The sequence below is a fragment of the Enterobacter sp. WPR_3_1 genome, from assembly GCF_003635055.1.
Taxonomy (GTDB): domain Bacteria; phylum Pseudomonadota; class Gammaproteobacteria; order Enterobacterales; family Enterobacteriaceae; genus Enterobacter; species Enterobacter ludwigii.
Window position 1 is genome coordinate 311,017 of record NZ_RBXU01000008.1, and the last position, 23,922, is coordinate 334,938.

Sequence of the window (23,922 nt, forward strand, 5' to 3'; positions counted from 1 at the left end):
CAGTTTAAACTGCTGGCTGATTTTTATTGCCCGGATTGCCTGCATGCAACTACTTCTCCTCGTCTGGCGTCAGTATCGCTGGCCCTTCATTGCCGTCATGGCGTTAAGCCTCGCCAGCGCCGCGTTAGGTATCGGCCTGATCGCGTTTATTAACGTGCGCTTGATTGAAATGGTCGATACCTCACTCGCCGTCCTGCCGGAGTTTCTTGGCCTGCTACTGCTGTTGATGGCGGTGACGCTCGGCTCGCAGCTGGCGCTGACGGCGCTGGGACACCATTTCGTTTTCCGTCTGCGCAGTGAATTTATCAAGCGTATTCTGGACACGCAGGTAGAACGCGTTGAGCAGCTTGGAAGTGCCTCCCTGCTGGCAGGGCTGACCAGCGACGTGCGCGCCATTACCATTGCCTTCGTTCGTCTGCCGGAGCTGGTGCAGGGCATTATTTTGACCTTTGGTTCGGCGGCGTATCTCGCCTGGCTCTCCACAAAAATGCTGGCTGTCACTGCGCTGTGGATTGTTATCACCATCTGGGGCGGTTTTCTGCTGGTGTCGCGCGTCTATAAACACATGGCGGTGCTGCGTGAAACCGAGGATAAGCTCTATAACGATTACCAGACCGTGCTGGAAGGGCGTAAAGAGCTGACCCTGAATCGCGAGCGTGCCGAGCATATCTTTAACCATCTCTATATTCCCGATGCCCGCGAATACCGGCATCACATCATTCGCGCCGATACCTTCCACCTGAGCGCGGTGAACTGGTCGAACATTATGATGTTGGGCGCCATTGGCCTGGTTTTCTGGATGGCGAACAGTCTGGGATGGGCGGATACCAACGTCGCGGCGACCTATTCACTGACGCTGCTGTTTTTGCGTACACCGCTCCTCTCCGCCGTGGGCGCATTGCCAACGTTGCTGAGCGCTCAGGTGGCGTTTAACAAGCTCAATAAATTCGATCTCGCACCGTTTAAAGCCGAATTCCCACGCCCGCAGGCCTTCCCGAACTGGCAAACCCTGGAACTGCGTAACGTCATGTTCCGCTATCAGGACAACGCTTTTGCCGTCGGACCGGTAAACCTGACGATTCATCGCGGCGAACTGCTGTTCCTGATTGGCGGTAACGGTAGCGGAAAATCCACGCTGGCGATGCTGCTCACCGGTTTATATCAGCCGCAATCGGGCGAGATTTTGCTGGATGGCAAAGCGCTGAGCGCTGAGAAACCTGAGGATTATCGCAAGCTCTTCTCGGCGGTCTTCACCGATGTCTGGCTCTTTGATCACCTGCTGGGGCCGGAAGGGCAGCAGGCTAACCCTGCGCTGGTGGAGAAATGGCTTGGGCAACTGCAGATTTCCCATAAGCTTGAGCTTCAGGACGGTAAAATCCTGAACCTGAAACTCTCGAAGGGGCAGAAAAAGCGCGTGGCGCTGCTGCTGGCACTGGCTGAAGAGCGTGACATCATCCTGCTTGATGAATGGGCGGCAGACCAGGACCCGCATTTCCGCCGCGAGTTTTATCAGGTGTTACTGCCGCTGATGAAGGCGATGGGCAAAACTATTTTCGCCATCAGCCATGACGATCACTACTTCATTCATGCCGACCGTCTGCTGGAGATGCGCGACGGCAAGCTCAGCGAGTTGACCGGCGAGGAGCGCGATGCGGCGTCTCGTGATGCGGTAGCGCGCACGGCCTGATGTCTCGTCTGCCCCTCTCCAACCGGGAGAGGGGATAAAATCGCGGCCGATGTGCCGCTTTTTTATGCATCCCGTCCCGTTGTTTATTCTTATTTACATATCCCCGCGCTATGCTTAATGCCATCTCATTTCATGGATTTATGATTGATGTCGGTATTAAAGAAAAACAGCGCCCGGCAGCGTGACCAGGAACGTGCGCGTCTCATCTGGCTTCTCACGACCGATAAAGCGGTCACTTCTGCGTTACTGGGCAAACTGACCCTGGCTGAGCAATATGATGTCGGCACTTTAGCCGACGATATTGCTGAGGTAGGTGCACTGGTTGCCCATTTGCCTCCGCCCGACCTGGCGGATACCCTCGAAGCACTTCCCTCGGAAGAGCGTCACGCCCTGTGGCGTCTGGTGCAGGATCACGAGCGCGGGCAGGTGCTGCTGGAGGCGTCGGAAAACGTCTGGGATGATCTTATCGATGAGATGAGCGACCGGGATATTCTTGATGCCCTGCAAACGCTGGATATCGACGAACAGATTTACCTTGTTCAACACCTGCCGCGTAACCTGACCGGCCGACTGCTGGCCTCGTTGCCTGCCGATGAGCGGGCGCGCGTGCGCCAGGTGATGCACTACGATAAACACAGCGTTGGCGCAATTATGGAGTTTGGCGTCATCACGGTGCGCCCGGACGTCACGCTCGGCACGGTGCAGCGCTATTTACGCCGCCTGGGCAGTATGCCCGACAACACCGATAAACTGTTCGTGACCTCGCGGGATAAAACCCTGCTCGGTGAGCTGGAGCTGAAAACGATCCTGCTCAACAGCACTCAGCGGCGGGTGAGCGAGGTCATGGAAAACGAGCCGATGGTCTTCTCGCCGGAGGATGACGCGGAAAAAGCCGCGCGTACCTTCGAACGTGACGACCTCGTGAGTGCGGCGGTGGTGGACTCGGTCGGCAAGCTGATGGGACGTCTGACAATCGATGAGATCGTTGACGTGGTCTACGAAGAGACCGATAACGATCTGCGTGCGCTTGGTGGGATCAGCGCCGAAGATGACGTCCATGCCTCCGTGGGCAAGGCGGTCAAAACCCGCTGGGCCTGGCTTGCCATTAACCTCTGTACCGCGTTTATCGCCTCCCGCGTGATTGATGGCTTCGAACATACCATTTCGCAGCTGGTCGCGTTAGCCTCGCTGATGCCGATTGTGGCCGGGATAGGCGGCAACACCGGCAACCAGACCATCACCATGATTGTTCGCGCGCTGGCGCTGGAGAACATTCAGCCGGGTAACTTTGCCTTCCTGATCTTCAGAGAGATGGGCGTGGCGCTGATTAATGGCCTGGTGTGGGGCGGAATTATGGGCGGCATTACCTGGTGGCTGTACGACGATATGGCATTAGGCGGCGTGATGATGCTGGCGATGGTGCTGAACCTGCTGGTTGCGTCGATGATGGGCGTCATCATCCCGTTGACGATGACAAAGCTCGGGCGCGACCCCGCAGTGGGGTCGAGCGTCATGATCACTGCCATCACCGATACGGGCGGCTTCTTTATTTTTCTTGGGCTGGCAACGCTTTTTCTTCTTTAACCCGACGCTTAATTCGGGCGGGAAGGAGTGCCATCACGATAATCCCGCCCAGCACACCAATGGCCAGGTTGCCGGTTGAAACCGTGGTTGCAACGGTCACCAGCATCACGACCGTTTCCGCAATGGGGGCATTTTTCACCGTCGCGGGCTGCAGGCTATGCCAGCTGAAGGTTTTGACGGCGACAATCGCCATAATCCCGGCCAGCACGGCCATCGGGATGCGGGCCATCACTTCACTCAGCGCCGTCACCAGCACCAGAAGCACCAGACCGGCCGCAACAGTGGAAATGCGGCTGCGGCCTTTGCCCATCTCCACGTTGACGATGGTTTGACCAATCATGGCGCAGCCTGCGATACCGCCATACCAGCCGGCCAGAATGTTACCGATGCCCAGACCAATGCTTTCGCGGCGCTTGCCGGACGGGCTCGCCGTCAGCTCATCCACCAGTTTTGCCGTCAGCAGCGACTCCAGCAGACCCACAAATGCAATGCTTAATGCGCATGGCCAGATAATGCTCAGCGTATCGGTGTTCAGCGGGACAAGCAGCTGCGTCAGCCCAGGCAGGCCACCGCTCATGGTGCCTTCGTCACCCACGGTCGGCAGGATTTGCCCGGTGGTCACGGTAAACAGGGTTAACACCACAATGACAATAAGCGGCGCGGGGATACTTTTGATATAGCGGGGCACCCAGAGGACGATCAGCAGCGTCAGCACGAACAGGCCCACAATCAGCGGGCTTCGGCTCCAGAAATGAGGAACCTGGGCGAAGAAAATCAAAATACCGAGCGCGTTAACAAACCCGGTCATCACCGACTGCGGAATAAAGCGCATCAGTCGCGCCATACCGAGCACGCCGAAGAGGATCTGGATCGCCCCGGCCAGCAGAACGGCCGGCAAAATGTACTGCACGCCATGCTGATGCACCATCGGGCCAATCACCAGCGCCACGGAACCCGCTGCCGCCGTGACCATTGCCGGGCGGCCGCCGAGCACGGACAGGGCAAGACACAGCACCACGGAAGCAATCAGGCTGACTTTAGGATCAACCCCTGCCACGACAGAAAACGAAATCACTTCAGGAATAAGCGCCAGGGCAGTAATCACGCCCGCCAGCGTTTCACGCATCAGCAGCCGGGGAGAGCGTAACACCGAGGCGACATGGCCTTCATGGGGTAAAGAAGAATCGGGTAATGACATAACACTTCGCAGGTTAGGGCAGGCTTCCGTGCGCGCGATCACAAAACGCAACATACTAGCCAGAAAAGCCGCCTTTTGCCAGCCGCATAGGTAATCCCTCACAAACAATCCATCATTAAATTTCACAATTACAATAATTTCTTAACCTTTAAACACCATTTAAAAGTTGTTACCGTTCCCGCGCAGCTTTTTTCACCTGCAATTTCCACGCATCACGCACTTTTACACTAAGGCATAAATTATGAAAAAAATGACTGCCATGCTCTTGTCTCTGGCCGTGGGGCTGAATACCGTCTCAATGGCGGCAAAAGCTGACACGCCAAAAGAGCAGGAAACGGACGTCCTTTTAATTGGTGGCGGTATTATGAGCGCCACGCTGGGAACCTATCTGCAAGAACTGCAGCCAGACTGGTCTATGACCATGGTCGAGCGCCTCGATGGCGTGGCGCAGGAGAGCTCGAACGGCTGGAACAACGCCGGTACGGGCCATTCGGCACTCATGGAACTGAACTACACACCGCAGAAAAAGGACGGTTCCATTAGTATCGAGAAGGCGGTTGAGATCAACGAAGCATTCCAGATTTCTCGCCAGTTCTGGTCTCACCAGGTGAACAGCGGCGTAATGCACGATCCGCACTCCTTCATCAACACCGTGCCGCACATGAGCTTTGTGTGGGGCGAGCAGAACGTTAACTTCCTGCGTGCGCGCTATGCGGCTCTGCAGCAGAGCACGCTGTTCCGCGGCATGAAATACTCCGAAGATCACGCGCAGATTAAAGAGTGGGCTCCGCTGGTCATGGAAGGTCGTGACCCGAACCAGAAAGTCGCCGCGACCCGTACTGAAATTGGTACTGACGTGAACTACGGCGAAATTACCCGCCAGCTGGTAGGTTCCCTGCAGAAAAAAGAGAACTTTAATCTGCAGCTCAGCACCGAAGTGCGTGGTTTCAAGCGCAATGCGGATAACAGCTGGAGCGTGACCGTTGCCGATCTGAAACACAATGAAGAAGAGCACGTCATCAAGGCGAAGTTTGTCTTTATTGGTGCGGGCGGCGCGGCGCTGAAACTGCTGCAGGAAACCGGTATTCCGGAAGCGGACGATTACGCAGGCTTCCCGGTGGGCGGTCAGTTCCTGGTGTCTGAAAACCCGGAAGTGGTGAATCGTCACCTGGCAAAAGTCTACGGTCAGGCTTCCGTTGGCGCGCCACCCATGTCCGTTCCGCACATCGACACCCGCGTGCTTGACGGTAAACGTGTGGTGCTGTTCGGGCCATTCGCGACCTTCTCCACGAAGTTCCTGAAAAACGGTTCCCTGTGGGACCTGCTGAGTGCGACCACCACCTCTAACGTTAAGCCCATGATGGACGTCGGTCTCGATAACTTCGATCTGGTGAAATACCTGATTAGCCAGGTGATGCTCTCTGACGATGAACGCTTTGACGCGCTGAAAGAGTACTATCCGCAGGCGAAGAAAGAAGACTGGCGTTTATGGCAGGCGGGTCAGCGTGTGCAGATCATCAAACGCGATCCGAAAGAGGGCGGTGTACTGCGTCTGGGTACCGAAGTGGTCAGTGACAAAGAAGGCACTGTTGCTGCGCTGCTGGGCGCGTCACCGGGGGCTTCTACCGCTGCGCCAATCATGCTGCATCTGATGGAAAAAGTGTTTAAAGACAAAGTTGCCAGCCCGGAATGGCAGGCAAAACTGAAAACCATTATTCCTTCTTACGGCACTAAGCTGAACGGTAACGTTGACGCGACGGAACAGGAACTGGAATACACCAGCCGCGTTCTGCAACTGCAATATGTGAAGCCGCAAGCTGCTGCTGACGCAGCACCGAAGGCAGAGCTGAAGCCTCAGGCGGAAAACAAACCGGTCGCGGATATCGCACTTTGATGTGAAAAAGCCGGGTAGCGTTAGCGCTTACCCGGCTTATTTAACCGCACAGTACCATGGCCGGGTCAGGCGAAGTCGCCACCCGGCTTATCCTTAACGGACTTCTGCCGTGCCCGTCTCTTCTTCCGCCTTCCACACGCGATATTTCACTTCCACGTTTGCAGGCGTATAAACGACGATTGGCAGCTTGCTGTTATAGCGCAGCAGACTGTTGTCACCCAGATACGCGGTAACAAATTTTTTCTCTTTCTTGCCATCCGGGCAGGCCATCATGGTCGAAACCGGAGACGTCACTTTATCAAAGACGTAATAGTCGTAGCCCCAACCTTCCAGGGTTTTGCTTTCCAGCTGACCGCCCAGACGGTGCTGGTTGCAGTCCACTTCCAGCGTCTGGCCAATTAACAGTTCCACTTTGAAATTCGCTTCATCCTGCTGAGCGGGTAACTGAATGACCTGACGCTTCATCCCTTTTTCCGCTTGCGGATAAGGCGCTACTTTTTCCAGAGGCTGCGCTTTAGGGGTGTCGCTGGCGAAAGCGCTGGTGCTAACGCATGCGGCGGCAATCAGGGCAATGGCAAATTGAGGTGCTTTTTTCACAGTCATTCCTTTATGTCAAACTATCAGGCACAGGTTAACATAATGTTCGTGAATGGTTGGTGTAATTTACTTACATTTTCAATATTGGCAGCGTATAAAACTCTATTAATGCGCAATTAGTGGTTGTTTGTACTGCATTGGAGTCTGGCGGCAGATCGTGTTATTTTAAGCGCCACATAATGTTATTCATCTGTGAAGGGAAGAGAGAGATGGTACGTGCAAAACTGAAAACACCTGAAGGCCGCAAGTTCCTGTTGGCGTTACTGGTTGTGTTTATGATTGCTGCCGCGTGCGTTGGGCGGGCAACCATTGTTGGCGTTATTGAACAGTACAACATTCCTCTCTCTGCCTGGACGACCAGCATGTATGTCCTGCAATCAGCGATGATCTTTGTTTATAGCCTGGTGTTCACCGTGCTGCTTGCCATTCCGCTGGGCATTTTCTTCCTGGGTGGGCGTGATAAACACTAAACGTCTTTCCTGCGATAAAAAAGCCAGCCTGAGCGCTGGCTTTTTTATTGGCTCGTTGTTCTTCCTCAGGTTTTTAATCCGTCGTATCCTATTCTGTAAGCAGTCAGGCCACTATTTTCAGAGCAGGAGTTACAGATGCTTTCCAGATTTACGGTACTCAGCCGGATCCCTCAAGGGGTCTGGGTAGTGGGTGGCGTCAGTATGTTGATGGACATCTCGTCAGAGAGTATTCACAGCCTGCTTCCACTGTTTATGGTGACTACGCTGGGAACGAGCGTGTTGGTTATCGGCCTGATTGAAGGGCTCGCGGAGGCTACCGCTCTCTTTATCAAAGTCTTTTCGGGGGCGATTAGCGACTATCTTGGCAAGCGTAAAGGGCTGGCGCTACTCGGGTATGGCCTCGGTGCGCTGAGCAAACCCTTTTTCGCCCTCGCATCCTCTTCGGGGATGGTTTTAGGAGCGCGCCTGATGGATCGTGCGGGGAAGGGGATCCGCGGTGCTCCACGGGATGCGCTGGTTGCAGATATCACCCCGCCGGAACTGCGTGGGGCGGCATATGGCCTGCGTCAGTCTATGGATACCACCGGCGCATTTCTGGGGCCACTACTGGCCGTGGGGTTAATGCTGCTGCTACACAATGATTTTCGCGCGGTTTTCTGGATAGCCCTGATCCCCGGCTTTCTTTCGGTTGCGCTGCTGTATTTCGGCCTGAAGGAGCCGAAAACCCCTGTCGAACATAAACGCACTAATCCCATCAAAAGAGAGAATTTAACGCGGCTGGGAAAATCGTGCTGGTGGGTCATTGGCCTGGGGGCGGTATTCACACTGGCACGTTTTAGCGAGGCTTTTCTTGTCCTCCGTGCGCAACAGTCTGGCGTTCCCCTGGCCTTAATCCCGCTGGTGATGGTGGTGATGAACGTGATCTATTCTTTCTCGGCCTATCCGTTTGGCAAACTCTCTGATGGTATGAGCCATACCCGGCTTCTGCAGTGGGGGCTAGTCGTTTTGATTGCCGCTGATGTCGTTCTGGCCCTGAGTACCCACTGGACCGGTATTATTGTCGGCGTTGCGCTCTGGGGCATGCATATGGGGATGACTCAGGGGCTGTTGGCCGCGATGGTGGCCAAAACAGCGCCTGCGGATTTGCGCGGTACGGCGTTTGGTCTTTTCAGTATGGTCTGCGGGGTCGGGTTACTGATGGCCAGCGTGGGTGCCGGCGCTATCTGGGAACTGTGGGGCGCAGAATATACCTTTTATGCCGGCGCGGTGATTTGTTTGCTGACGCTGCTTTATCTGCGTAAAACGCCTGCCGAAGTGCGGTAAGAATACGGTTATTAAAATGCTTTTCTTTTTTTAGTCGTACGAATCAGGGCTGGACAGCATTCATGTTGATTCAACCAGCCCTGTCATCAATTCCAATAAATTCCTGCCTCTGTAGTTAGACCCCCCGCGATACCGCCACGTTGTTCAATTATCAGACCGCTTATCGCGTGAAATCCGGGCATGTATCCCTCTCTGTATTGCTGACGGTGTCTGGCTTGGGCCGTATCAGCTATGCAGGGACAGGGCGCTTTATCCAGAGGAAGGATGCTTTCTTTACGTCAATGCACGCGCACTGAAACATTATTTCACTTTTTTATGCAGGATAATGAACCGGAAAAATTCACAGTCTGAGTGTTATTCACTAAAAAAATGATTGGTTGCGATAACAATAGAGATGTTTTGAAGCGAATTAACAGGGAAATGTAGGGGTTGAGTTGATTGTTATTTCTACGATTTGAATTAGGGATATTGATAAATATCAAATGTGTAATCGTTTACAGTCGTTATTATGCGCGGTTTGAAGTGCTTGTTTCGTTTGTTGAAAAAAGTCCCCGACATGTGCCGGGGTAGTTAATTGTTGTTTCTGTTTTCCCTTAACGTAAATTAAAGGTAATTATTGTAATGAACCGCCATTCTATCATTTCTTTATCCGTAATAATTGCGCTTTCATGCGGAAGTGTGAACGCCTTCGCTTCTAATTTCATGACCATGGATGAAAAAGCCACTGCTATTCAGTCGATTCGCAATGAAGCCAATCAGGCCATGGAGGATAAGCAGGCTGCATTAAAGGCTTACAATGCCGACCGTTCACCTGAAAATATGGCCCGTTTAGGGGACATCGAAAACAGCTTACGCACTGCAGGCGATCGTATTAATGCAGTACAGGCAACTGAAACGGCTCCCGATGCGCCGCGACCTGTAACACAAAGAACGCCGCAACCCCTGCAGCAGAAAACGCCACACATTACGGGTACGACTTACCGGAACGCTGTGATTTCAATGCAGCAAGTCACTACAGGGCCAGCCTTACCTGCTGGAACTGCCGTTAACACCCCTGACGCCACCAAAACGTCTGCAGTGGCTGCGCCACAAATCACAGGCACAACTTACCGCGCCGCAGTGGTGTCTATGCAGCAAGCGACAACAGGACCAGCCTTACCCGCTGGCACGGCGGTTACTGCGCCCTCGCTTACTCATACTCCAGCCACCACGAAAGCACCTGATAACGTTACAAGTGTTGCCATAACAAAAGACACGGGCTCGATTAACGTTGCTGTATCCAGTATGAAGCCGGGGACGCCTGTGAATATCACGGTTAACGGTGTCACCACTACCACCACCGCAGGGGAGATCGCCAAAGTCGATCCGAACGTGCAAATCGCAGTTCCGCATGTAGACGCGTTGATCGTCTCTCAGCGTCAGGGAAGCGATCATAGCCGTAATAACTCACGACATGAGCATGGAACGGGGAACGGCAGCAACAATGCAGCCAACAGCAACAGCGCCCACGGCTTAGGCGGTGGCAATCATATTGGTGGTGGTAGCGCGCAGTCTGGCTCCAGAAACGTGGGTCACTGGTGATAGTCAATCTCTTGATGGGGTGGTTTTTGGGGGTTGTCAGTGGCTGGTGTATGGCTGGAATAGTGGCAAACCTGAAAGAAATCAGGCGACAACATGTCGAATTTGGGAAGTATTTTAAGTGAAACCCTTAAAAAAAGCGTTACTGATGAAAAAGGCTCAGTGGATATTAATCATTCTGGCAGCGGTGACTACTACAGGATGTTGCATTGCTTCTCAACCCGAAACGGATGCATTAAGCACCCGGCCTTTCATGGGGGGGAATGGTAAACGTGTTGCGGCAATGTCAGATTTTCAAATCTGCGAGGCGTTGGGCTATGCACAGGCCCACCACGAAACGAAAGTTTACAACACGCTTTCCGCATTGTTGGAGCAACGCCAACAGGCGGGTACGCTCAGGATCGCTCAGGGTGATTGCACCGCAGCAGCGCTAAACGTCATCAATGAGGAAAAGATCAAAGTGAAACAGTAACGCATCAGGGGGCCTAAACGGGCCCTTTTTTTACAGTGAGTGACATGACACCCATTTCCCTTTGCAGAAATAAAAAAACAACCCGGAAGGGTTGGTTTTCAAGAATATGTTGGTCGGAAAAACGCTTCTTCCTGGTGATGTCCTCATGTGGCTTATGAAGACATTACAAACATCGCGGTGTGTTAATCAATGGGGATCAGGGCAGGGTTAGATATGTATCAGCTCAGACTTGTTTTGGCAGTTTCAATACACCGAACCAAACCTAATATGGCAGTAAACGCTCAATCGCGACGTAACAGATTTGGACTTACACTCGTAGCCCATCCACACTTACTCGTGGCAGATCAATTACTGTCTTAATGCTTGTTTCAATGCAGTCAATGATGGACTCACGAGGCCCGCAGCGCCAGTCTGCGCTCGCGTAGAAAGAATTAAGCACCGTATTCATATTTTCAATACTTTCAAAGGCTCGAATGAGATAGTAGCAATCAAGATCGTGCAGAGAGTTACCAAACGACACCACATCGATGCCGTGGCGTTGATGTAGAGGAACGCTAATTTCTGCCATGACGTTATGAAAAAATGGTCCGGTGCCTTTGTGTAAATTGTATTGCAGTATCTCGACTGTTTTCATCATCACTGCTCCAGACGTTGGTGTATCGCACTAAGTCGATTGTCCAATGTTATTGTGTTACACAAAGGAAAATTATCAGCTAAAGTCCGCGCCAGTACATTCGATATGAGGGCTTCAAAGAAATTTATTCATTTGTAAGCCACATATCAGACTCTTCAAACATATCCTCCAGCATGCGGTTCAACTTTTCACGATCGCTTTTGCTGGCATCGCTATTGAGTCCGTTAGCCTGCATAGGCTTAACCTTCACTTCAGCATCAGGGAAGATGTTATGCACTCGCTTCGTAAGCTCGGCCAATATAATTTCTCTGGCTCCATCCAGGCCCTGAACATTTCGCTTATCGTAAACCAATTCAACAAACATAAAACCTCCGTAATAACTTCAAGTGGGGGAGGTATTTTTACTGTAAAAATATACAGCGTCAAGCGTGGCGGAGTGTTTTAAGGGGGGGTTGTCGACCGTTGGTGCTGAAACTACAGGTACTAATTCCCATCAGAAATTAAGCAATAAAAAAACCAGCCATAACCGGCTGGTTTTAAAGAGTATTTTTGGTCGGCACGAGAGGATTTGAACCTCCGACCCCCGACACCCCATGACGGTGCGCTACCAGGCTGCGCTACGTGCCGACGCATAAAAAGAATACTACTCGATTCCGTTTTGAATGCAAGGGAATCTGTTGCTAACTGGTTTATAATTAATCAGTTAGCGATAAAGCGCTTCTCATCCGTCAGAACCTGCAGCAGCAGGCTCAGCTGCGGTTTTTGGTCTTTCAACCGCTCACCCTGCAGATTATACGTCTGATACTTCCCATTGTTGTTCAGCACCAGCGTCAGCGCTGGCGTAGTCACCACCAGCGTGCTCTCTCCGGCAGCCGTCACCCAGTTATGGCGGCGGGTGGCACTGAAGAGATCCTGCCCCTGTGAATATTCGTTTGCTGGCGTGCTGACGTGCAGCAGACGTTGCATCAGGGTCGTCATCACATCTTTATGTTCAGTCAGCATATTAATGCGCTGCGCCGGCGTTCCCGGCCAGTGGATCACCAGCGGAACATGCAGATTTGGACGCGACCACTCCATGCTCTTCGTCTCGTCACCCAACGGGATACCATGACCGGCCGTGACGATCACGACGGTGTTATCCAGCTTGCCAGACTCGCGCAACGCGTCGAGCACGCGGCCGATTTGTGCATCCACATCACCGGCAGCGCGGCTATAGCGGCGCGCAAAGCTTTTCTGATTCGTGTCCTCAAGGTTGGTGCCGTTTAAGGCAACCCACGAGAACCAGCGGTTATCTTCCTGGGCGTAGCGTTGCAGCCAGCTTATCCACTGACTGGCGGTCTGTTCATCTGTCTGGCTCTGTGCCGCCGGCAGTGAGAAGTCTGACAGCAGCGCCTGGCGATAGAGCGCGCTGTTAAAGCCATCCGATGAGAATAGCCCTAACTGATAACCCTGCTGATTAAGCCCGGTGATCAGTGCCGCAGGAATACGGGCGGATAGCACGCCGTCCATGTATCCGGCTGAAATGCCGTAGAAGAGACCAAAGATACCCGCGTCGGTCGAGTTACCGGAACTCATATGCTGTGTAAACGTCACGTTCTTACTGGCGAAATCAGCCAGAGCAGGCATCTGCTTCTCGTAACGTGAATAATTCAGGCCATCGACGGTGATTAACAGGACGTTTTGCCCGCGGCCCATATCGCGATAGCGTAGTTCGCTCAGCGGATACTGAACGCTGACCGCTTCCGGATTACCCTGTTCGACCAGACGGCGCTGATACTCCTGCGCATCCAGCAGGCCGTGTTTTTCGAGGAAACGGCGGGCCGTCATCGGATAAGAGAGCGGCAGGTTAGCGCGCTGCATGGTAATAGGGCGATAGAAGTTCGCATCCGCCCAGATATACATGATGTGCGAGCTAATAAAGGAGACGAAAAAGAGCGTCGCAACGGGCTTCGCGTAATGGCGGCGCCGGGTCAGGCTGCGCAGTTTTTGCCAGCTCCAGGTGGCAAACAGCATCTCAATAAGCAGGATCACCGGAACGCTGATAAACATCAGCTGCCAGTCACGGGCCGTTTCGTTTTGATCCGGGTTGATCACCAGTTCCCAGACGATGGGGTTGAGATGCAGGTGAAAACGGGTAAAGACTTCGCTGTCGATAAGCAGCAGCGTTATCCCCGCCGTCGCGAGGATAGCGGACAAGAAACGCATGAGCCGCTGCGACATGACGATAAACGTCAGGGGGAACAGGATCAGCAGATAGGTGGCGAAAACCAAAAAGCTAAAGTGACCCACAACGCTCATCCAGGAGTAAATACGCCCGGTTAGCGTTGTCGGCCAGTCTGCGACAAACAGATAACGACAGCCAATGACCGACGCTAACAGAATGTTGAACAGGGCAAACCAGTGTCCCCAGCTGACCATCTGGGAGACTTTTTCACGGTAGCGCTGACGATTCGTCACCATAAACTGTTGTTCGTTTCCCTTAATGGGCCTGGTCGTCGCTGACGGAGGACTGTAACGCCTGGGCGAAAGATTTGGCGATCGCCTGACGCTGAGCCGGAGCAACGCTGGTATTGATAAGGTTGGTGACCATATTTCCCAAAACCATCAGGGAGAGATCGGTCGGCGTTTTATGTTTTTCCAGTACGTTGACCAGCTCACTGAGCAGTTGTTCAACGTGTTCATCACTGTAGCGGGAATGTTGTGGCATAAATCAAAATCAGTTTGTTGATGAAAGGGCAACATATTACCGTAGCGACAGCTTTTTTTCCCCTTTTTTATCTGTTGTTGCACACATGACCTGGTGGTGGTTGAATACCGCCCGGTCTAAAAGGAGAGTTTATCATGAGTCTGGAAATCAACCAGATTGCCTTGCACCAGCTTATCAAGCGTGATGAGCAAACCCTTGAAGTGGTGCTTCGCGATTCGTTACTGGAACCCACGGCGACCGTTGTGGAAATGATGGCGGAGTTGCACCGCGTCTACAGTGCTAAAAATAAAGCCTATGGTCTGTTCAGCGAAGAGAGCGAACTGGCTGATAGTCTTCGTCTGCAGCGTCAGGGCGAAGAGGATTTCCTGGCGTTTAGCCGCGCCGCCACCGGACGTCTGCGTGACGAACTGGCAAAATACCCGTTCGCAGACGGCGGTATCGTCCTGTTCTGTCATTATCGTTACCTGGCAGTAGAGTATCTGCTGGTCACCGTGCTGAACAATTTAAGCAGCATGCGCGTGAATGAGCAGCTGGATATCAGCTCTACCCATTATCTTGATATCAACCATGCGGATATCGTGGCGCGTATCGATTTAACCGAGTGGGAAACGAACCCGGAATCGACCCGCTACCTGACCTTCCTGAAAGGCCGCGTCGGCCGTAAAGTGGCTGATTTCTTTATGGACTTCCTCGGCGCCAGCGAAGGTCTTAACGCCAAAGCGCAGAACAAAGGGCTGCTGCAAGCGGTTGACGACTTTACCGCCGAAGCGCAGCTCGATAAATCTGAGCGTCAGACCGTGCGCCAGCAGGTGTACAGTTACTGCAACGAACAGCTGCAGGCGGGAGAAGAGATTGAGCTGGAGTCGCTGTCAAAAGAGCTGGCGGGCGTCAGTGAAGTCAGCTTCCAGGAATTTACCGCTGATAAAGGCTATGAGCTCGAAGAGAGCTTCCCGGCGGATCGCAGTACGCTGCGACAGCTCACTAAATTTGCCGGTAGCGGCGGTGGGTTGACCATCAACTTTGATGCCATGCTGTTGGGTGAACGCATCTTCTGGGATCCGGCCACCGATACGCTGACCATTAAAGGCACGCCGCCGAACCTGCGCGATCAGCTTCAGCGCCGCACCTCTGGCGGGAAATAACAGGCATAAAAAAAGCCCCGCAGAAGCGGGGCTTTTTTTCGACGTGTTTGCGATTACGCGCGAACGAAGTCGATGTGAGTGACTTTTGGCTTGAACGCGTGACGCTGAACAGCCTGAACTTTCACTTTTTCTTCTTTACCGCCAACAACGATGGTCAGAACTTCGCTGTAGAATTCAGGTTTGTTCTGCAGGTTCCACACTTTGTCGTGATCCAGTTCGATTGCAACTGGAGCAGCTTCGCCACCGTAAACGATAGCCGGGAACTTGTTAGCGTTACGCAGGCGGCGGCTCGCACCCTTACCCTGCACGTTACGTACTTCTGCTTCGATAGTAAACATTGATTTCTCTCTGTATTTTAAACCCTACTACAGGCGACCCAGCAGCAGGTGAGTGTTCTGCTTCACGGATATGAAGCGGGCGGCATTTTATACTCAAATGCCCCTCACATCAATGAAAAGTCCCCTTAACCGCGCAATTCGTTGGCGCGACGAAAACGGCCTTCGTAATCAAACACCTTTTCCCGAACCTGCCAGAACTGTCCTTTCATACGAGCCACAACAAAATCCGGGTGGCGCAGTAACACCTGCTGGCGCACGATATCGGCCACGGTAATCCAGCGCAGCGGTACACCGGGCGTACGGGTGTGTGGGCGAATAAAGAGTTGTTCGAAGGCCATACGCTGGGCAGGCGTATGTACCCTGAAGCGCTCGCTGACGTCTGCGCCGTCTTCATCGTAATAGGTGATTTTCAGCCACTCGCCTTTGTCATCCGCGCCGGGTTGCAGTGCCATACCGGAACAGCGCAGCACCAGCGCATCTTTTAACTTCAGCGCTGCTTTTAGCATGTCATCAGGATCGACCAGAACCGTATCGCATTCGCGACAGCGACGGGCGGCAATATCGTTTTCCGCATTGCACTGCGGGCAGTTTTTAAAGCGGAAACGGAAATCGCACTGTTCGCGATGTCCTTCGTCATCTTCAAACCAGCCCTGACAGCGGCGGCCAAAATGTTCAATCAGCGTGCCGTCTGCGGTGGTTTTACCCCAGAAGGTGTTGGCAAAACCACAGGCAGGGCAAAAGACCTGAACGGGGACGTTGTCGCTTTTGCCTTTTGGCGTGCCGACTTCCGGAGAGTAGAGATCGTGCGGGTTTCCGGCGTAATCCAGAATAAGACAGTCGGTTTTCCCGGGCGCCAGGCGCAGGCCGCGCCCCACAATCTGCTGATAAAGACTGACCGATTCGGTCGGACGTAAAATGGCAATCAGATCGACATGCGGGGCATCAAACCCGGTGGTTAACACCGACACGTTCACCAGATAGCGGAATTGTTGCGCTTTGAAGGCGTCGATCAGGCGGTCGCGCTCCGGCCCGGGCGTCTCGCCGGTGATTAAGGCCGCGTCCTCGGCGGGCAGCAGCCCGGTAATTTCTCGCGCATGCTCCACGGTGGCGGCAAAGATCATGACCCCTTTGCGCGTCGCGGCGAACTCTTCTATCTGGCTAATGATATGCGGGGTAATGCGCTTTTGCTTTTTCAGCTCCTGGTTCAACTCCGCTTCGCTGAATAACCCGTTGCTCTGCGCCTGTAACCGGCTGAAATCGTACTGCACCACCGGCATGTCCAGCCGCTCGGGCGGCGTCAGGTAGCCATGCTTGATCATGTAGCGCAAAGGAAGTTCATAGATACAGTCGCTGAACAGCGCTTTCTCATCGCCGCGCACCATGCCGTGATAATGGTAGCGATAGATCCAGCCTTTACCCAGGCGAAACGGGGTCGCCGTCAGGCCAAGCAGGCGAAGGTGCGGGTTCACCTCTTTCAGGTGAGTGAGGATTTGCTGATACTGGCTGTCGTCGTCATCGCTGATGCGGTGACACTCGTCGACAATCAGCAGCGAAAATTCACTGCGAAACAGATCAAGGTTGCGGGCCACCGACTGTACGCTGCCAAAGACCACTTTGCCGTGGCTCTCTTTGCGCTTTAGCCCGGCAGCGAAAATGTCAGCTTCCAGCCCGAGCGCGCAATACTTGGCATGGTTCTGCGCCACCAGCTCTTTGACGTGGGCCAGCACCAGCACGCGTCCGCGTGCCAGACGCGCCAGTTCGGCGATCACCAGGCTTTTGCCAGCACCGGTCGGAAGCACAATGGCCGCCGGTGCCTGGTGTTTACGAAACCAGGCGAGAGTGGCGTCAACGGCTTCCTGCTGATAAGGACGAAGTGTAAAAGTCATGGGGTCTCGGTTTAGTTATTTCGCATATAGTATGCCACGAAACTTTTTCCCTTGAGTGGCGCAACCAGACCATTATACTGAGCCATTCCAGACTGCTTCTTTTTCGGACCTGTTGTCCGACTTCCAGCACCATTAAGGCTAAAAAGATTTCATGCGACTTGATAAGTTTATCGCTCAGCAACTCGGCGTAAGCCGCGCTATTGCCGGGCGTGAAATTCGCGCCAGCCGCGTTACCGTGGATGGCGACATTGTGAAAGACACTGCATTCAAACTCCAGCCTGACCATCAGGTTGAATATGACGGCAACCCGCTGACCCAACAGCACGGGCCGCGCTATTTCATGCTCAATAAGCCGGAAGGCTATGTCTGTTCTACGGACGATCCGGATCATCCAACGGTGCTTTATTTCCTCGACGAACCGGTCGCGCACAAGCTGCATGCCGCTGGCCGTCTTGATATCGACACCACCGGGCTGGTGCTGATGACCGACGACGGGCAGTGGTCACACCGTATCACGTCTCCGCGCCATCACTGTGAGAAGACGTATCGGGTGACGCTGGAGTCTCCGGTCGCGGATGACACGGCAGAACAATTTGCCAACGGCGTTCAGTTGCATAATGAAAAAGATTTGACCCGGCCTGCCGTGCTTGAAGTGATCGCGCCTACCGAGGTTCGTCTGACCATCAGTGAAGGGCGCTACCATCAGGTGAAGCGTATGTTTGCCGCGGTGGGTAACCACGTTGTCGGTCTGCATCGTGAACGTATTGGCGCAATTGAACTCGATCCTGAGCTGGCGCCCGGCGAATATCGCCCGTTAACGGAAGAAGAGATCGCCAGCGTTGGTCTGCCTTCGCATTAATTTCAGGAGAACTCTGTGACCACCAGGCCACACTCGTCGTTCAAAATCGTCTTCATTCTTGGCCTGCTGGCCATGCTGATGCCGCTGTCTATTGATATGTATCTGCCTGCGCTGCCGGTTATTTCCGCGCAGTTTGGCGTACCGGCAGGCAGCGCGCAGATGACGCTCAGCACCTATATTCTCGGTTTTGCCCTCGGTCAGCTGTTTTATGGCCCGATGGCGGACAGTTTTGGCCGCAAGCCCGTTATTCTTGGCGGGACCCTGATTTTTGCAGGGGCGGCGGTGGCCTGTGCGCAGGCGCAAACCATCGATCAACTGATTGTCATGCGCTTTTTCCACGGTCTGGCGGCGGCAGCGGCAAGCGTGGTGATCAATGCCCTGATGCGCGATATCTACCCGAAAGAAGAGTTCTCCCGGATGATGTCGTTTGTGATGCTGGTGACGACGATTGCACCGCTGGTGGCCCCTATGGCCGGTGGTGCGGTACTGGTATGGTTCAGCTGGCATGTGATTTTCTGGATCCTGGCGCTTGCCGCGCTGCTGGCTTCGGCAATGATCTTCTTCTTTATTGATGAAACGCTACCCGCGGAGCGCCGACAGAAGTTCCACATCCGAACCACAATGGGGAATTTCGCCTCACTGTTTCGCCATAAGCGCGTGCTGAGCTATATGCTGGCGAGCGGTTTCAGCTTCGCCGGGATGTTCTCATTCCTGAGCGCCGGGCCGTTTGTCTATATCGAACTGAACCATGTTTCTCCGCAGCACTTCGGTTATTACTTTGCGCTCAACATCGTCTTCCTGTTCATTATGACCATCATTAACAGCCGCTTTGTCCGCCGAGTCGGGGCGTTGAACATGTTCCGCGCCGGGCTTTGGATCCAGTTTGTGATGGCTATCTGGCTGGTGCTGAGTGCTTTTACAGGCGTGGGCTTCTGGGCGCTGGTGGTGGGGGTTGCGGCCTTCGTCGGCTGCGTGTCGATGGTTTCCTCCAATGCGATGGCGGTGATCCTCGACGAATTCCCGCATATGGCAGGCACCGCCTCGTCGCTAGCCGGAACATTCCGCTTTGGCATCGGCGCCATCGTCGGGGCGTTACTGTCGATGGCCACGTTTAATACGGCCTGGCCGATGCTGTGGGCGATGGCGTTTTGTGCAACCAGCTCCATTCTTTTCTATCTCTACGCCAGTCGGCCGCGAAAGGTGGCCAGCTAACGCGCAAATAAGGCCCAGTCAGGGCCTTTTTTGTTGACACACATCAACCAAAGCTGCGTTCGTTTACCCTGTGTTTGTTTCTTTTATGTAAAATCTATTTGTGTAAAAAGTCACATCATTGTATTTAAAAAGGTTGAGTTAGATCGCAGAAACGGGTACATATAGCGCCGACGCGAGCCTGAACACCTATAAAAAAGCGCCGAATAGTGCAGGCTGGCGATGATGTGTTACTATAAATGTAAATAAATTGTGAAGTAAATTTTGCTTCCGGGGAACGAACGTGAATACATTACAACTCTCCATAGTCCATCGCTTGCCCCAGAGCTATCGCTGGTCGGCGGGTTTTGCAGGTTCGAAAGTTGAACCGATTCCGCAAAGCGTCGCGGGTTGCGAGAATTGTCTGGTTGCACTTAAGTTGCTGAGCCCGAGCGACGAAAATGCATGGCGAGTCATGGAGCGTCTCAGCGAGGCCCTGACGGATATTGAAGTGGACAGCTCCGTACTAGAGTGTGAAGGTGAACCCTGCCTGTTCGTGAAAAGCCAGGATGAATTTGCCGCGACCTGCCGTCTGAAAAACTTTGGTGTTGCTATCGCTGAGCCTTTCTCGGGCCAGTATCCTTTCTGAGCGCTAGTCTGCGGACAACAGCTGGCGCGTGTAGCTCTGCGTTGGCGCAGCAAATACGCGCTGGCACTCTCCCTGCTCGACCACTTCTCCCTGTCGCAACACAATCACCTGATGGCATAACGCCCGCACAACCTGTAAATCATGGCTGATAAAGATATAGGCCAGCCTGTGCTTTTCCTGCAATCCTTTCAGTAATGCCAGGATCTGAGCCTGAACGGTTCTGTCCAGCGACGACGTCGGTTCATCCAGAATGATCAGCTCCGGTTTGAGGATCAGCGCGCGGGCAATGGCGATACGCTGGCGCTGACCGCCGGAAAATTCAGCCGGGTAGCGGTGCCGGGTATCCGGATCTAAGCCAACTTCTGCCATAACGCGTATCACTTCTTCTTCCCGCTGCCGGGCGGTCAATGCTGGCTGATGAACGCGCAGACCCTCTTCGACAATCTGTAATACGTTCAGCCGTGGGTTAAGCGAGGAGTTTGGATCCTGAAACACAACCTGCATGCGGGGACGAACGGGCAACATCTGGCGACGGTTCCAGTTGTGCAGCGGCATACCGTCAAAGAGGATCTCACCCTGCGAGGCGATTAAGCGCAGCAGTGCCAGGCCGGTGGTGCTTTTTCCCGAACCGGACTCGCCCACCAGCCCCAGCGATTCGCCCGGACGCAGGGAAAAATGGATATTTTTCAATACCGGATTCTGGTCGACGATGCGCCGCAGAATCCCTTTGCGAACAGGAAACGACACGCCCAGCCCCTCAACGCGCAGCAACGGCGCGCTGTCAGCCGGCAGGGGAACCGGGTCACCCGTGGGCTCGCTATCAAGCAGACGCTGCGTATAGGGGTGCTGAGGCGCTTTCAGCAGGGTGACTGCGGTGTTCTGCTCGACACAGCGTCCGTTTTGCATCACGGCGACGCTGTCGGCGAGCTTTCTCACAATGCTGAGGTTATGGGTGATAAACAGCAGGCTCATGTTCAGTTCGTCACGCAGCTCCCGCAGCAGCCGCAGAATTTGCGCCTGCACCGTCACGTCCAGCGCGGTGGTGGGCTCATCGGCAATCAACAGTTCGGGTCGCGTGAGCAGGGCCATCGCAATCATCACCCGCTGACGTTCGCCGCCGGAAAGCTGATGGGGGAAATCGTTCAGCCGTTTTGCGGCATTGCGAATGCCGGTTCGTTCAAGACAATCCAGAATCTCCCCCCGCGCCGCCTCTTTGCGCATGCCCCGGTGCAGGGACAGCACTTCATAGAGCTGTTTTTCCAGCGTGTGCAGCGGGTTAAGGGAGACCATCGGCTCCTGGAAAATCATGGCAATGTTATTGCCGCGAATTCCGCGCAGGGTTTTTTCATCGGCATGCAGCAGCGAGCGACCGTGAAACAGAATGTCGCCTTGCGGATAGCTGACGGGCGGAGACGGAAGCAGGCGCAGGATCGACAGTGCCGATACGCTCTTGCCGGATCCTGACTCGCCTACCAGCGCCAGCGTTTCGCCGCGCTGGATCTGCAGCGACAACTCCGTGACCACGGTACGCGCCTCACCCTGTTTCGAAAAGGCAATCGACAGGTTATCAATACTGAGAAGGGGCTGCGTCATCTTATACCGCCTTGTTGGGATCAAAAGCATCGCGCACGGCTTCGCCAATAAAAATCAGCAGTGAAAGCAGCACGGCCACGGCAAGAAAGGCGGTGATGCCTAACCACGGTGCCTGCAGGTTGTTCTTGCCCTGCAGCAGTAGCTCGCCGAGCGACGGGGAACCGAGAGGGAGCCCGAAGCCAAGGAAATCAAGCGAGGTGAGGGTAGTGATGGAACTGCACAGAATAAACGGCAGGAAGGTGAGGGTCGCTACCACGGCGTTAGGAAGCATATGGCGGAAAATGATCCCGCGGTCGCTCACCCCCAGCACCTGGGCAGCGCGAATGTAATCGTAATTACGGGTGCGCAGGAATTCCGCCCGCACCACGCCTACCAGCGCCATCCAGCCGAAGATGACGGTAATGCCTAACAGCCACCAGAAGTTTGGCTGTACCACGCTTGAAAGCAGAATGATCAGAAACAGCGTCGGCATGCCTGACCAGACTTCAATAAAACGTTGGCCCCACAGGTCGATTTTCCCGCCGTAGTAGCCCTGAACGGCACCTGCTACCACACCCATCACGCTGGAAACGACGGTCAGCATCAGCCCAAAGAGGATCGAGATCCGCGTGCCGTAGAGGATGCGTGCCAGCACATCGCCGCCGTTGGCATCCGTTCCCAGCCAGTTTTGCGCGGAAGGCGGGGAAGGGAAGGGGGTGGTGGTCGCAAAGTTAATGCTGTTTGCGCCAAAACGCACCGGCGCCCAGAGTGCCCAGCCGTGCTGTTCAATTTGCTGGCGAAGCCACGGATCCTGATATTCAGCGGGCGTCGCAAACGGGCCACCAAAATCGCTTTCGCTGTATTGGGTGAGAACGGGCACATACCAGCGGTCGTTAAAGTGCACCAGCAGCGGTTTATCGTTGGCAATCAATTCCGAACACATGCTTAAGACAAACAGGACGGCAAAGATCCACAGCGACCAGTAGCCGCGGCGGTTGTGGCGAAAACGGGCCCATCGGGCCTGGTTGACGGGGCTTAAACGCGGCATCAGCGACCCTCAAAATCAATTCGGGGATCAACCAGCGTATAGCTGATATCGCTGATGATATTCAGCAGCAGGCCAATCAGGGTGAAGATATAAAGTGTGCCAAACATGACCGGATAATCGCGCGACACGGTGGCTTCATATCCCAGCAAGCCCAGTCCGTTGAGGGAGAACATCACCTCTATCAGCAGCGAGCCGGTAAAAAACATACTGATGAACGTGGCAGGAAATCCGGCAATCACCAGCAGCATGGCGTTGCGAAAGACATGTTTCCACATGATCTGCTTTTCGCCGACGCCCTTCGCACGGGCAGTCACAACGTACTGTTTACGGATTTCATCGAGAAAGGCGTTTTTGGTCAACATGGTCAGGGCCGCAAAGCCGCCAATGACGGTCGCAAGCACCGGCAGCGTGATGTGCCAGAAATAATCGGTGATCTTCTTGTACCAGGGCAGGGTGCTGAAATCCGCTGACACCAGCCCCCGCAGCGGAAAGATATCGAAATAGCTGCCACCGGCAAAAAAGACAATCAACAGAACGGCAAACAGAAACGCCGGAATGGCATAGCCGATGATGATAAACGTGCTGCTCCAGACATCGAAGCGGCTGCCGTTGTGAACCGCTTTACGGATCCCCAGGGGAATAGAGACGAGATAAATAATCAACGTTCCCCACAGCCCAAGGGTAATCGACACCGGCAGACTTTGCTTAATCAATGTTAAAACTGACGCGCTGCGAAACAGGCTGTCGCCAAAATCAAAGCGGAGGTAGTCCCAGAGCATGTTGAAATACCGCTCGTGAAGCGGTTTGTCGAAGCCATAACGATGGGTGATCTCGGCGATGACTTCCGGATCCAGGCCACGTCCGCCGCGATAATGGCTTTCACTGATATTTCCCAGGCCGGTGCGGGCATGGCTCGCGCCCATTCCTTCGCCACCGCCACCAGGCATGCCGCCGCTGTTGCCAAATTCAATGGCTGCAATAGCCTGGTCGACCGGGCCGCCGGGCGCGATTTGCACAATAAAAAAGTTAATCGTGATGATTGCCCAGAGGGTCGGGATAATCAGCAGGAGACGGCGGATCAGATACGCACCCATGA

Annotated in this window: 22 protein-coding genes and 1 tRNA gene; 11 read left to right on the forward strand and 12 right to left on the reverse strand. The window is 54.1% G+C overall.

Annotation, left to right across the window (positions count from 1 at the left end; all coding sequences use genetic code 11):
- Positions 1–43 precede the first annotated feature (43 nt).
- Together BJ887_RS03255 and mgtE are read left to right on the forward strand one after the other, a co-directional pair.
- A complete protein-coding gene (locus tag BJ887_RS03255) occupies positions 44–1,687 on the forward strand; it encodes a multidrug ABC transporter permease/ATP-binding protein (RefSeq protein WP_121339248.1) in 1,644 nt (547 codons plus the stop codon).
- Positions 1,688–1,834: 147 nt separating this feature from the next.
- Positions 1,835–3,271, forward strand: coding sequence for a magnesium transporter (mgtE, locus tag BJ887_RS03260; protein ID WP_020883169.1), 1,437 nt, complete (start codon positions 1,835–1,837; stop codon positions 3,269–3,271).
- Here the strand turns inward: mgtE and BJ887_RS03265 are convergent.
- Positions 3,234–4,523 (reverse strand): SulP family inorganic anion transporter, encoded by a 1,290-nt coding sequence (locus tag BJ887_RS03265; RefSeq protein ID WP_121339250.1) that lies wholly within the window; start codon positions 4,521–4,523, stop codon positions 3,234–3,236. The genes mgtE and BJ887_RS03265 overlap by 38 nt on opposite strands.
- Positions 4,524–4,710: 187 nt before the next feature.
- Between BJ887_RS03265 and mqo the strand changes: the two genes are divergently transcribed.
- The gene (gene mqo, locus BJ887_RS03270; RefSeq protein ID WP_014170951.1) at positions 4,711–6,363 is read left to right on the forward strand and encodes a malate dehydrogenase (quinone); all 1,653 of its coding nucleotides are present in this window, start codon (positions 4,711–4,713) and stop codon (positions 6,361–6,363) included.
- A 93-nt stretch (positions 6,364–6,456) separates the two neighbouring features.
- Here mqo and eco read toward each other — a convergent pair whose 3' ends face one another.
- Positions 6,457–6,960, reverse strand: coding sequence for a serine protease inhibitor ecotin (eco, locus tag BJ887_RS03275; RefSeq protein WP_040018015.1), 504 nt, complete (start codon positions 6,958–6,960; stop codon positions 6,457–6,459).
- A 209-nt stretch (positions 6,961–7,169) separates the two neighbouring features.
- On the opposite strand from eco, the gene BJ887_RS03280 reads away from it, so the two are divergent.
- The 4 genes from BJ887_RS03280 (at position 7,170) to BJ887_RS23015 (ending at position 10,803) form a co-directional block, all read left to right on the forward strand.
- On the forward strand, positions 7,170–7,430 hold the full coding sequence (locus BJ887_RS03280; RefSeq protein WP_010433451.1) for a DUF2534 family protein: 261 nt from the start codon (positions 7,170–7,172) through the stop codon (positions 7,428–7,430).
- A gap of 135 nt (positions 7,431–7,565) precedes the next feature.
- Entirely contained in the window at positions 7,566–8,753 is a 1,188-nt protein-coding gene (locus tag BJ887_RS03285) for an MFS transporter (protein ID WP_121339252.1), read from the forward strand.
- Positions 8,754–9,374: 621 nt separating this feature from the next.
- Positions 9,375–10,334: a hypothetical protein gene (locus BJ887_RS03290; protein ID WP_047742938.1), complete on the forward strand. Its 960-nt coding sequence runs from the start codon at positions 9,375–9,377 to the stop codon at positions 10,332–10,334.
- Between the two features lie 118 nt (positions 10,335–10,452).
- Positions 10,453–10,803, forward strand: a complete 351-nt coding sequence (locus BJ887_RS23015; protein WP_229216794.1) for a hypothetical protein — start codon at positions 10,453–10,455, stop codon at positions 10,801–10,803.
- 307 nt (positions 10,804–11,110) lie between these two features.
- Here the strand turns inward: BJ887_RS23015 and BJ887_RS03300 are convergent, their stop codons facing one another.
- The 5 genes from BJ887_RS03300 to BJ887_RS03320 form a co-directional block, all read right to left on the reverse strand.
- Positions 11,111–11,437 (reverse strand): NIPSNAP family containing protein, encoded by a 327-nt coding sequence (locus BJ887_RS03300; RefSeq protein WP_032669996.1) that lies wholly within the window; start codon positions 11,435–11,437, stop codon positions 11,111–11,113.
- A 124-nt stretch (positions 11,438–11,561) separates the two neighbouring features.
- Positions 11,562–11,801: a DinI family protein gene (locus BJ887_RS03305; RefSeq protein WP_014170944.1), complete on the reverse strand. Its 240-nt coding sequence runs from the start codon at positions 11,799–11,801 to the stop codon at positions 11,562–11,564.
- A gap of 186 nt (positions 11,802–11,987) precedes the next feature.
- Positions 11,988–12,064 (reverse strand) — tRNA-Pro (locus tag BJ887_RS03310).
- A 72-nt stretch (positions 12,065–12,136) separates the two neighbouring features.
- Positions 12,137–13,897 (reverse strand): LPS biosynthesis-modulating metalloenzyme YejM, encoded by a 1,761-nt coding sequence (gene yejM / locus BJ887_RS03315; RefSeq protein WP_121339254.1) that lies wholly within the window; start codon positions 13,895–13,897, stop codon positions 12,137–12,139.
- A gap of 19 nt (positions 13,898–13,916) precedes the next feature.
- Positions 13,917–14,144, reverse strand: a complete 228-nt coding sequence (locus tag BJ887_RS03320) for a YejL family protein (RefSeq protein WP_001135586.1) — start codon at positions 14,142–14,144, stop codon at positions 13,917–13,919.
- A gap of 134 nt (positions 14,145–14,278) precedes the next feature.
- On the opposite strand from BJ887_RS03320, the gene yejK reads away from it, so the two are divergent.
- Positions 14,279–15,286, forward strand: coding sequence for a nucleoid-associated protein YejK (gene yejK, locus BJ887_RS03325; protein WP_014170942.1), 1,008 nt, complete (start codon positions 14,279–14,281; stop codon positions 15,284–15,286).
- 53 nt (positions 15,287–15,339) lie between these two features.
- Here yejK and rplY read toward each other — a convergent pair whose 3' ends face one another.
- Together rplY and BJ887_RS03335 are read right to left on the reverse strand one after the other, a co-directional pair.
- Complete coding sequence (rplY, locus tag BJ887_RS03330; RefSeq protein WP_014170941.1) at positions 15,340–15,624, reverse strand: 50S ribosomal protein L25; 285 nt, start codon at positions 15,622–15,624, stop codon at positions 15,340–15,342.
- Positions 15,625–15,749: 125 nt separating this feature from the next.
- Positions 15,750–17,510 (reverse strand): DEAD/DEAH box helicase, encoded by a 1,761-nt coding sequence (locus BJ887_RS03335; protein WP_020883178.1) that lies wholly within the window; start codon positions 17,508–17,510, stop codon positions 15,750–15,752.
- Positions 17,511–17,661: 151 nt separating this feature from the next.
- Between BJ887_RS03335 and rsuA the strand changes: the two genes are divergently transcribed.
- The 3 genes from rsuA (at position 17,662) to BJ887_RS03350 (ending at position 20,206) form a co-directional block, all read left to right on the forward strand.
- A complete protein-coding gene (rsuA, locus tag BJ887_RS03340; protein WP_014170938.1) occupies positions 17,662–18,369 on the forward strand; it encodes a 16S rRNA pseudouridine(516) synthase RsuA in 708 nt (235 codons plus the stop codon).
- Between the two features lie 15 nt (positions 18,370–18,384).
- Positions 18,385–19,581: a Bcr/CflA family multidrug efflux MFS transporter gene (locus BJ887_RS03345; RefSeq protein WP_014170937.1), complete on the forward strand. Its 1,197-nt coding sequence runs from the start codon at positions 18,385–18,387 to the stop codon at positions 19,579–19,581.
- Positions 19,582–19,861: 280 nt separating this feature from the next.
- On the forward strand, positions 19,862–20,206 hold the full coding sequence (locus BJ887_RS03350; RefSeq protein ID WP_014170936.1) for a YejG family protein: 345 nt from the start codon (positions 19,862–19,864) through the stop codon (positions 20,204–20,206).
- Between the two features lie 3 nt (positions 20,207–20,209).
- Here the strand turns inward: BJ887_RS03350 and yejF are convergent, their stop codons facing one another.
- Genes yejF through BJ887_RS03365 form a run of 3 tightly spaced genes read right to left on the reverse strand, consistent with a single transcriptional unit; the run spans position 20,210 to position 23,920 of the window.
- Positions 20,210–21,799: a microcin C ABC transporter ATP-binding protein YejF gene (gene yejF / locus BJ887_RS03355; RefSeq protein ID WP_104440150.1), complete on the reverse strand. Its 1,590-nt coding sequence runs from the start codon at positions 21,797–21,799 to the stop codon at positions 20,210–20,212.
- 1 nt (position 21,800) lies between these two features.
- Positions 21,801–22,826 (reverse strand): ABC transporter permease, encoded by a 1,026-nt coding sequence (locus BJ887_RS03360; protein WP_121339256.1) that lies wholly within the window; start codon positions 22,824–22,826, stop codon positions 21,801–21,803.
- Positions 22,826–23,920 carry a microcin C ABC transporter permease YejB gene (locus BJ887_RS03365; RefSeq protein ID WP_014170933.1) on the reverse strand — a complete coding sequence of 365 codons (1,095 nt, stop codon included), beginning with the start codon at positions 23,918–23,920 and terminating at the stop codon, positions 22,826–22,828. Before BJ887_RS03365 ends, BJ887_RS03360 begins: the two co-directional genes overlap by 1 nt.
- Positions 23,921–23,922: the final 2 nt, after the last annotated feature.

Coding starts and splice junctions, on each gene's coding strand:
- BJ887_RS03255 (WP_121339248.1), top strand. CDS start 44: ATGCAACTACTTCTCCTCGTCTGGCGTCAGTATCGCTGGCCCTTCATT.
- mgtE (WP_020883169.1), top strand. CDS start 1,835: ATGTCGGTATTAAAGAAAAACAGCGCCCGGCAGCGTGACCAGGAACGT.
- BJ887_RS03265 (WP_121339250.1), bottom strand. CDS start 4,523: ATGTTGCGTTTTGTGATCGCGCGCACGGAAGCCTGCCCTAACCTGCGA.
- mqo (WP_014170951.1), top strand. CDS start 4,711: ATGAAAAAAATGACTGCCATGCTCTTGTCTCTGGCCGTGGGGCTGAAT.
- BJ887_RS03280 (WP_010433451.1), top strand. CDS start 7,170: ATGGTACGTGCAAAACTGAAAACACCTGAAGGCCGCAAGTTCCTGTTG.
- BJ887_RS03285 (WP_121339252.1), top strand. CDS start 7,566: ATGCTTTCCAGATTTACGGTACTCAGCCGGATCCCTCAAGGGGTCTGG.
- BJ887_RS03290 (WP_047742938.1), top strand. CDS start 9,375: ATGAACCGCCATTCTATCATTTCTTTATCCGTAATAATTGCGCTTTCA.
- BJ887_RS03300 (WP_032669996.1), bottom strand. CDS start 11,437: ATGAAAACAGTCGAGATACTGCAATACAATTTACACAAAGGCACCGGA.
- BJ887_RS03305 (WP_014170944.1), bottom strand. CDS start 11,801: ATGTTTGTTGAATTGGTTTACGATAAGCGAAATGTTCAGGGCCTGGAT.
- yejM (WP_121339254.1), bottom strand. CDS start 13,897: ATGGTGACGAATCGTCAGCGCTACCGTGAAAAAGTCTCCCAGATGGTC.
- BJ887_RS03320 (WP_001135586.1), bottom strand. CDS start 14,144: ATGCCACAACATTCCCGCTACAGTGATGAACACGTTGAACAACTGCTC.
- yejK (WP_014170942.1), top strand. CDS start 14,279: ATGAGTCTGGAAATCAACCAGATTGCCTTGCACCAGCTTATCAAGCGT.
- rplY (WP_014170941.1), bottom strand. CDS start 15,624: ATGTTTACTATCGAAGCAGAAGTACGTAACGTGCAGGGTAAGGGTGCG.
- BJ887_RS03335 (WP_020883178.1), bottom strand. CDS start 17,510: ATGACTTTTACACTTCGTCCTTATCAGCAGGAAGCCGTTGACGCCACT.
- rsuA (WP_014170938.1), top strand. CDS start 17,662: ATGCGACTTGATAAGTTTATCGCTCAGCAACTCGGCGTAAGCCGCGCT.
- yejF (WP_104440150.1), bottom strand. CDS start 21,799: ATGACGCAGCCCCTTCTCAGTATTGATAACCTGTCGATTGCCTTTTCG.
- BJ887_RS03360 (WP_121339256.1), bottom strand. CDS start 22,826: ATGCCGCGTTTAAGCCCCGTCAACCAGGCCCGATGGGCCCGTTTTCGC.
- BJ887_RS03365 (WP_014170933.1), bottom strand. CDS start 23,920: ATGGGTGCGTATCTGATCCGCCGTCTCCTGCTGATTATCCCGACCCTC.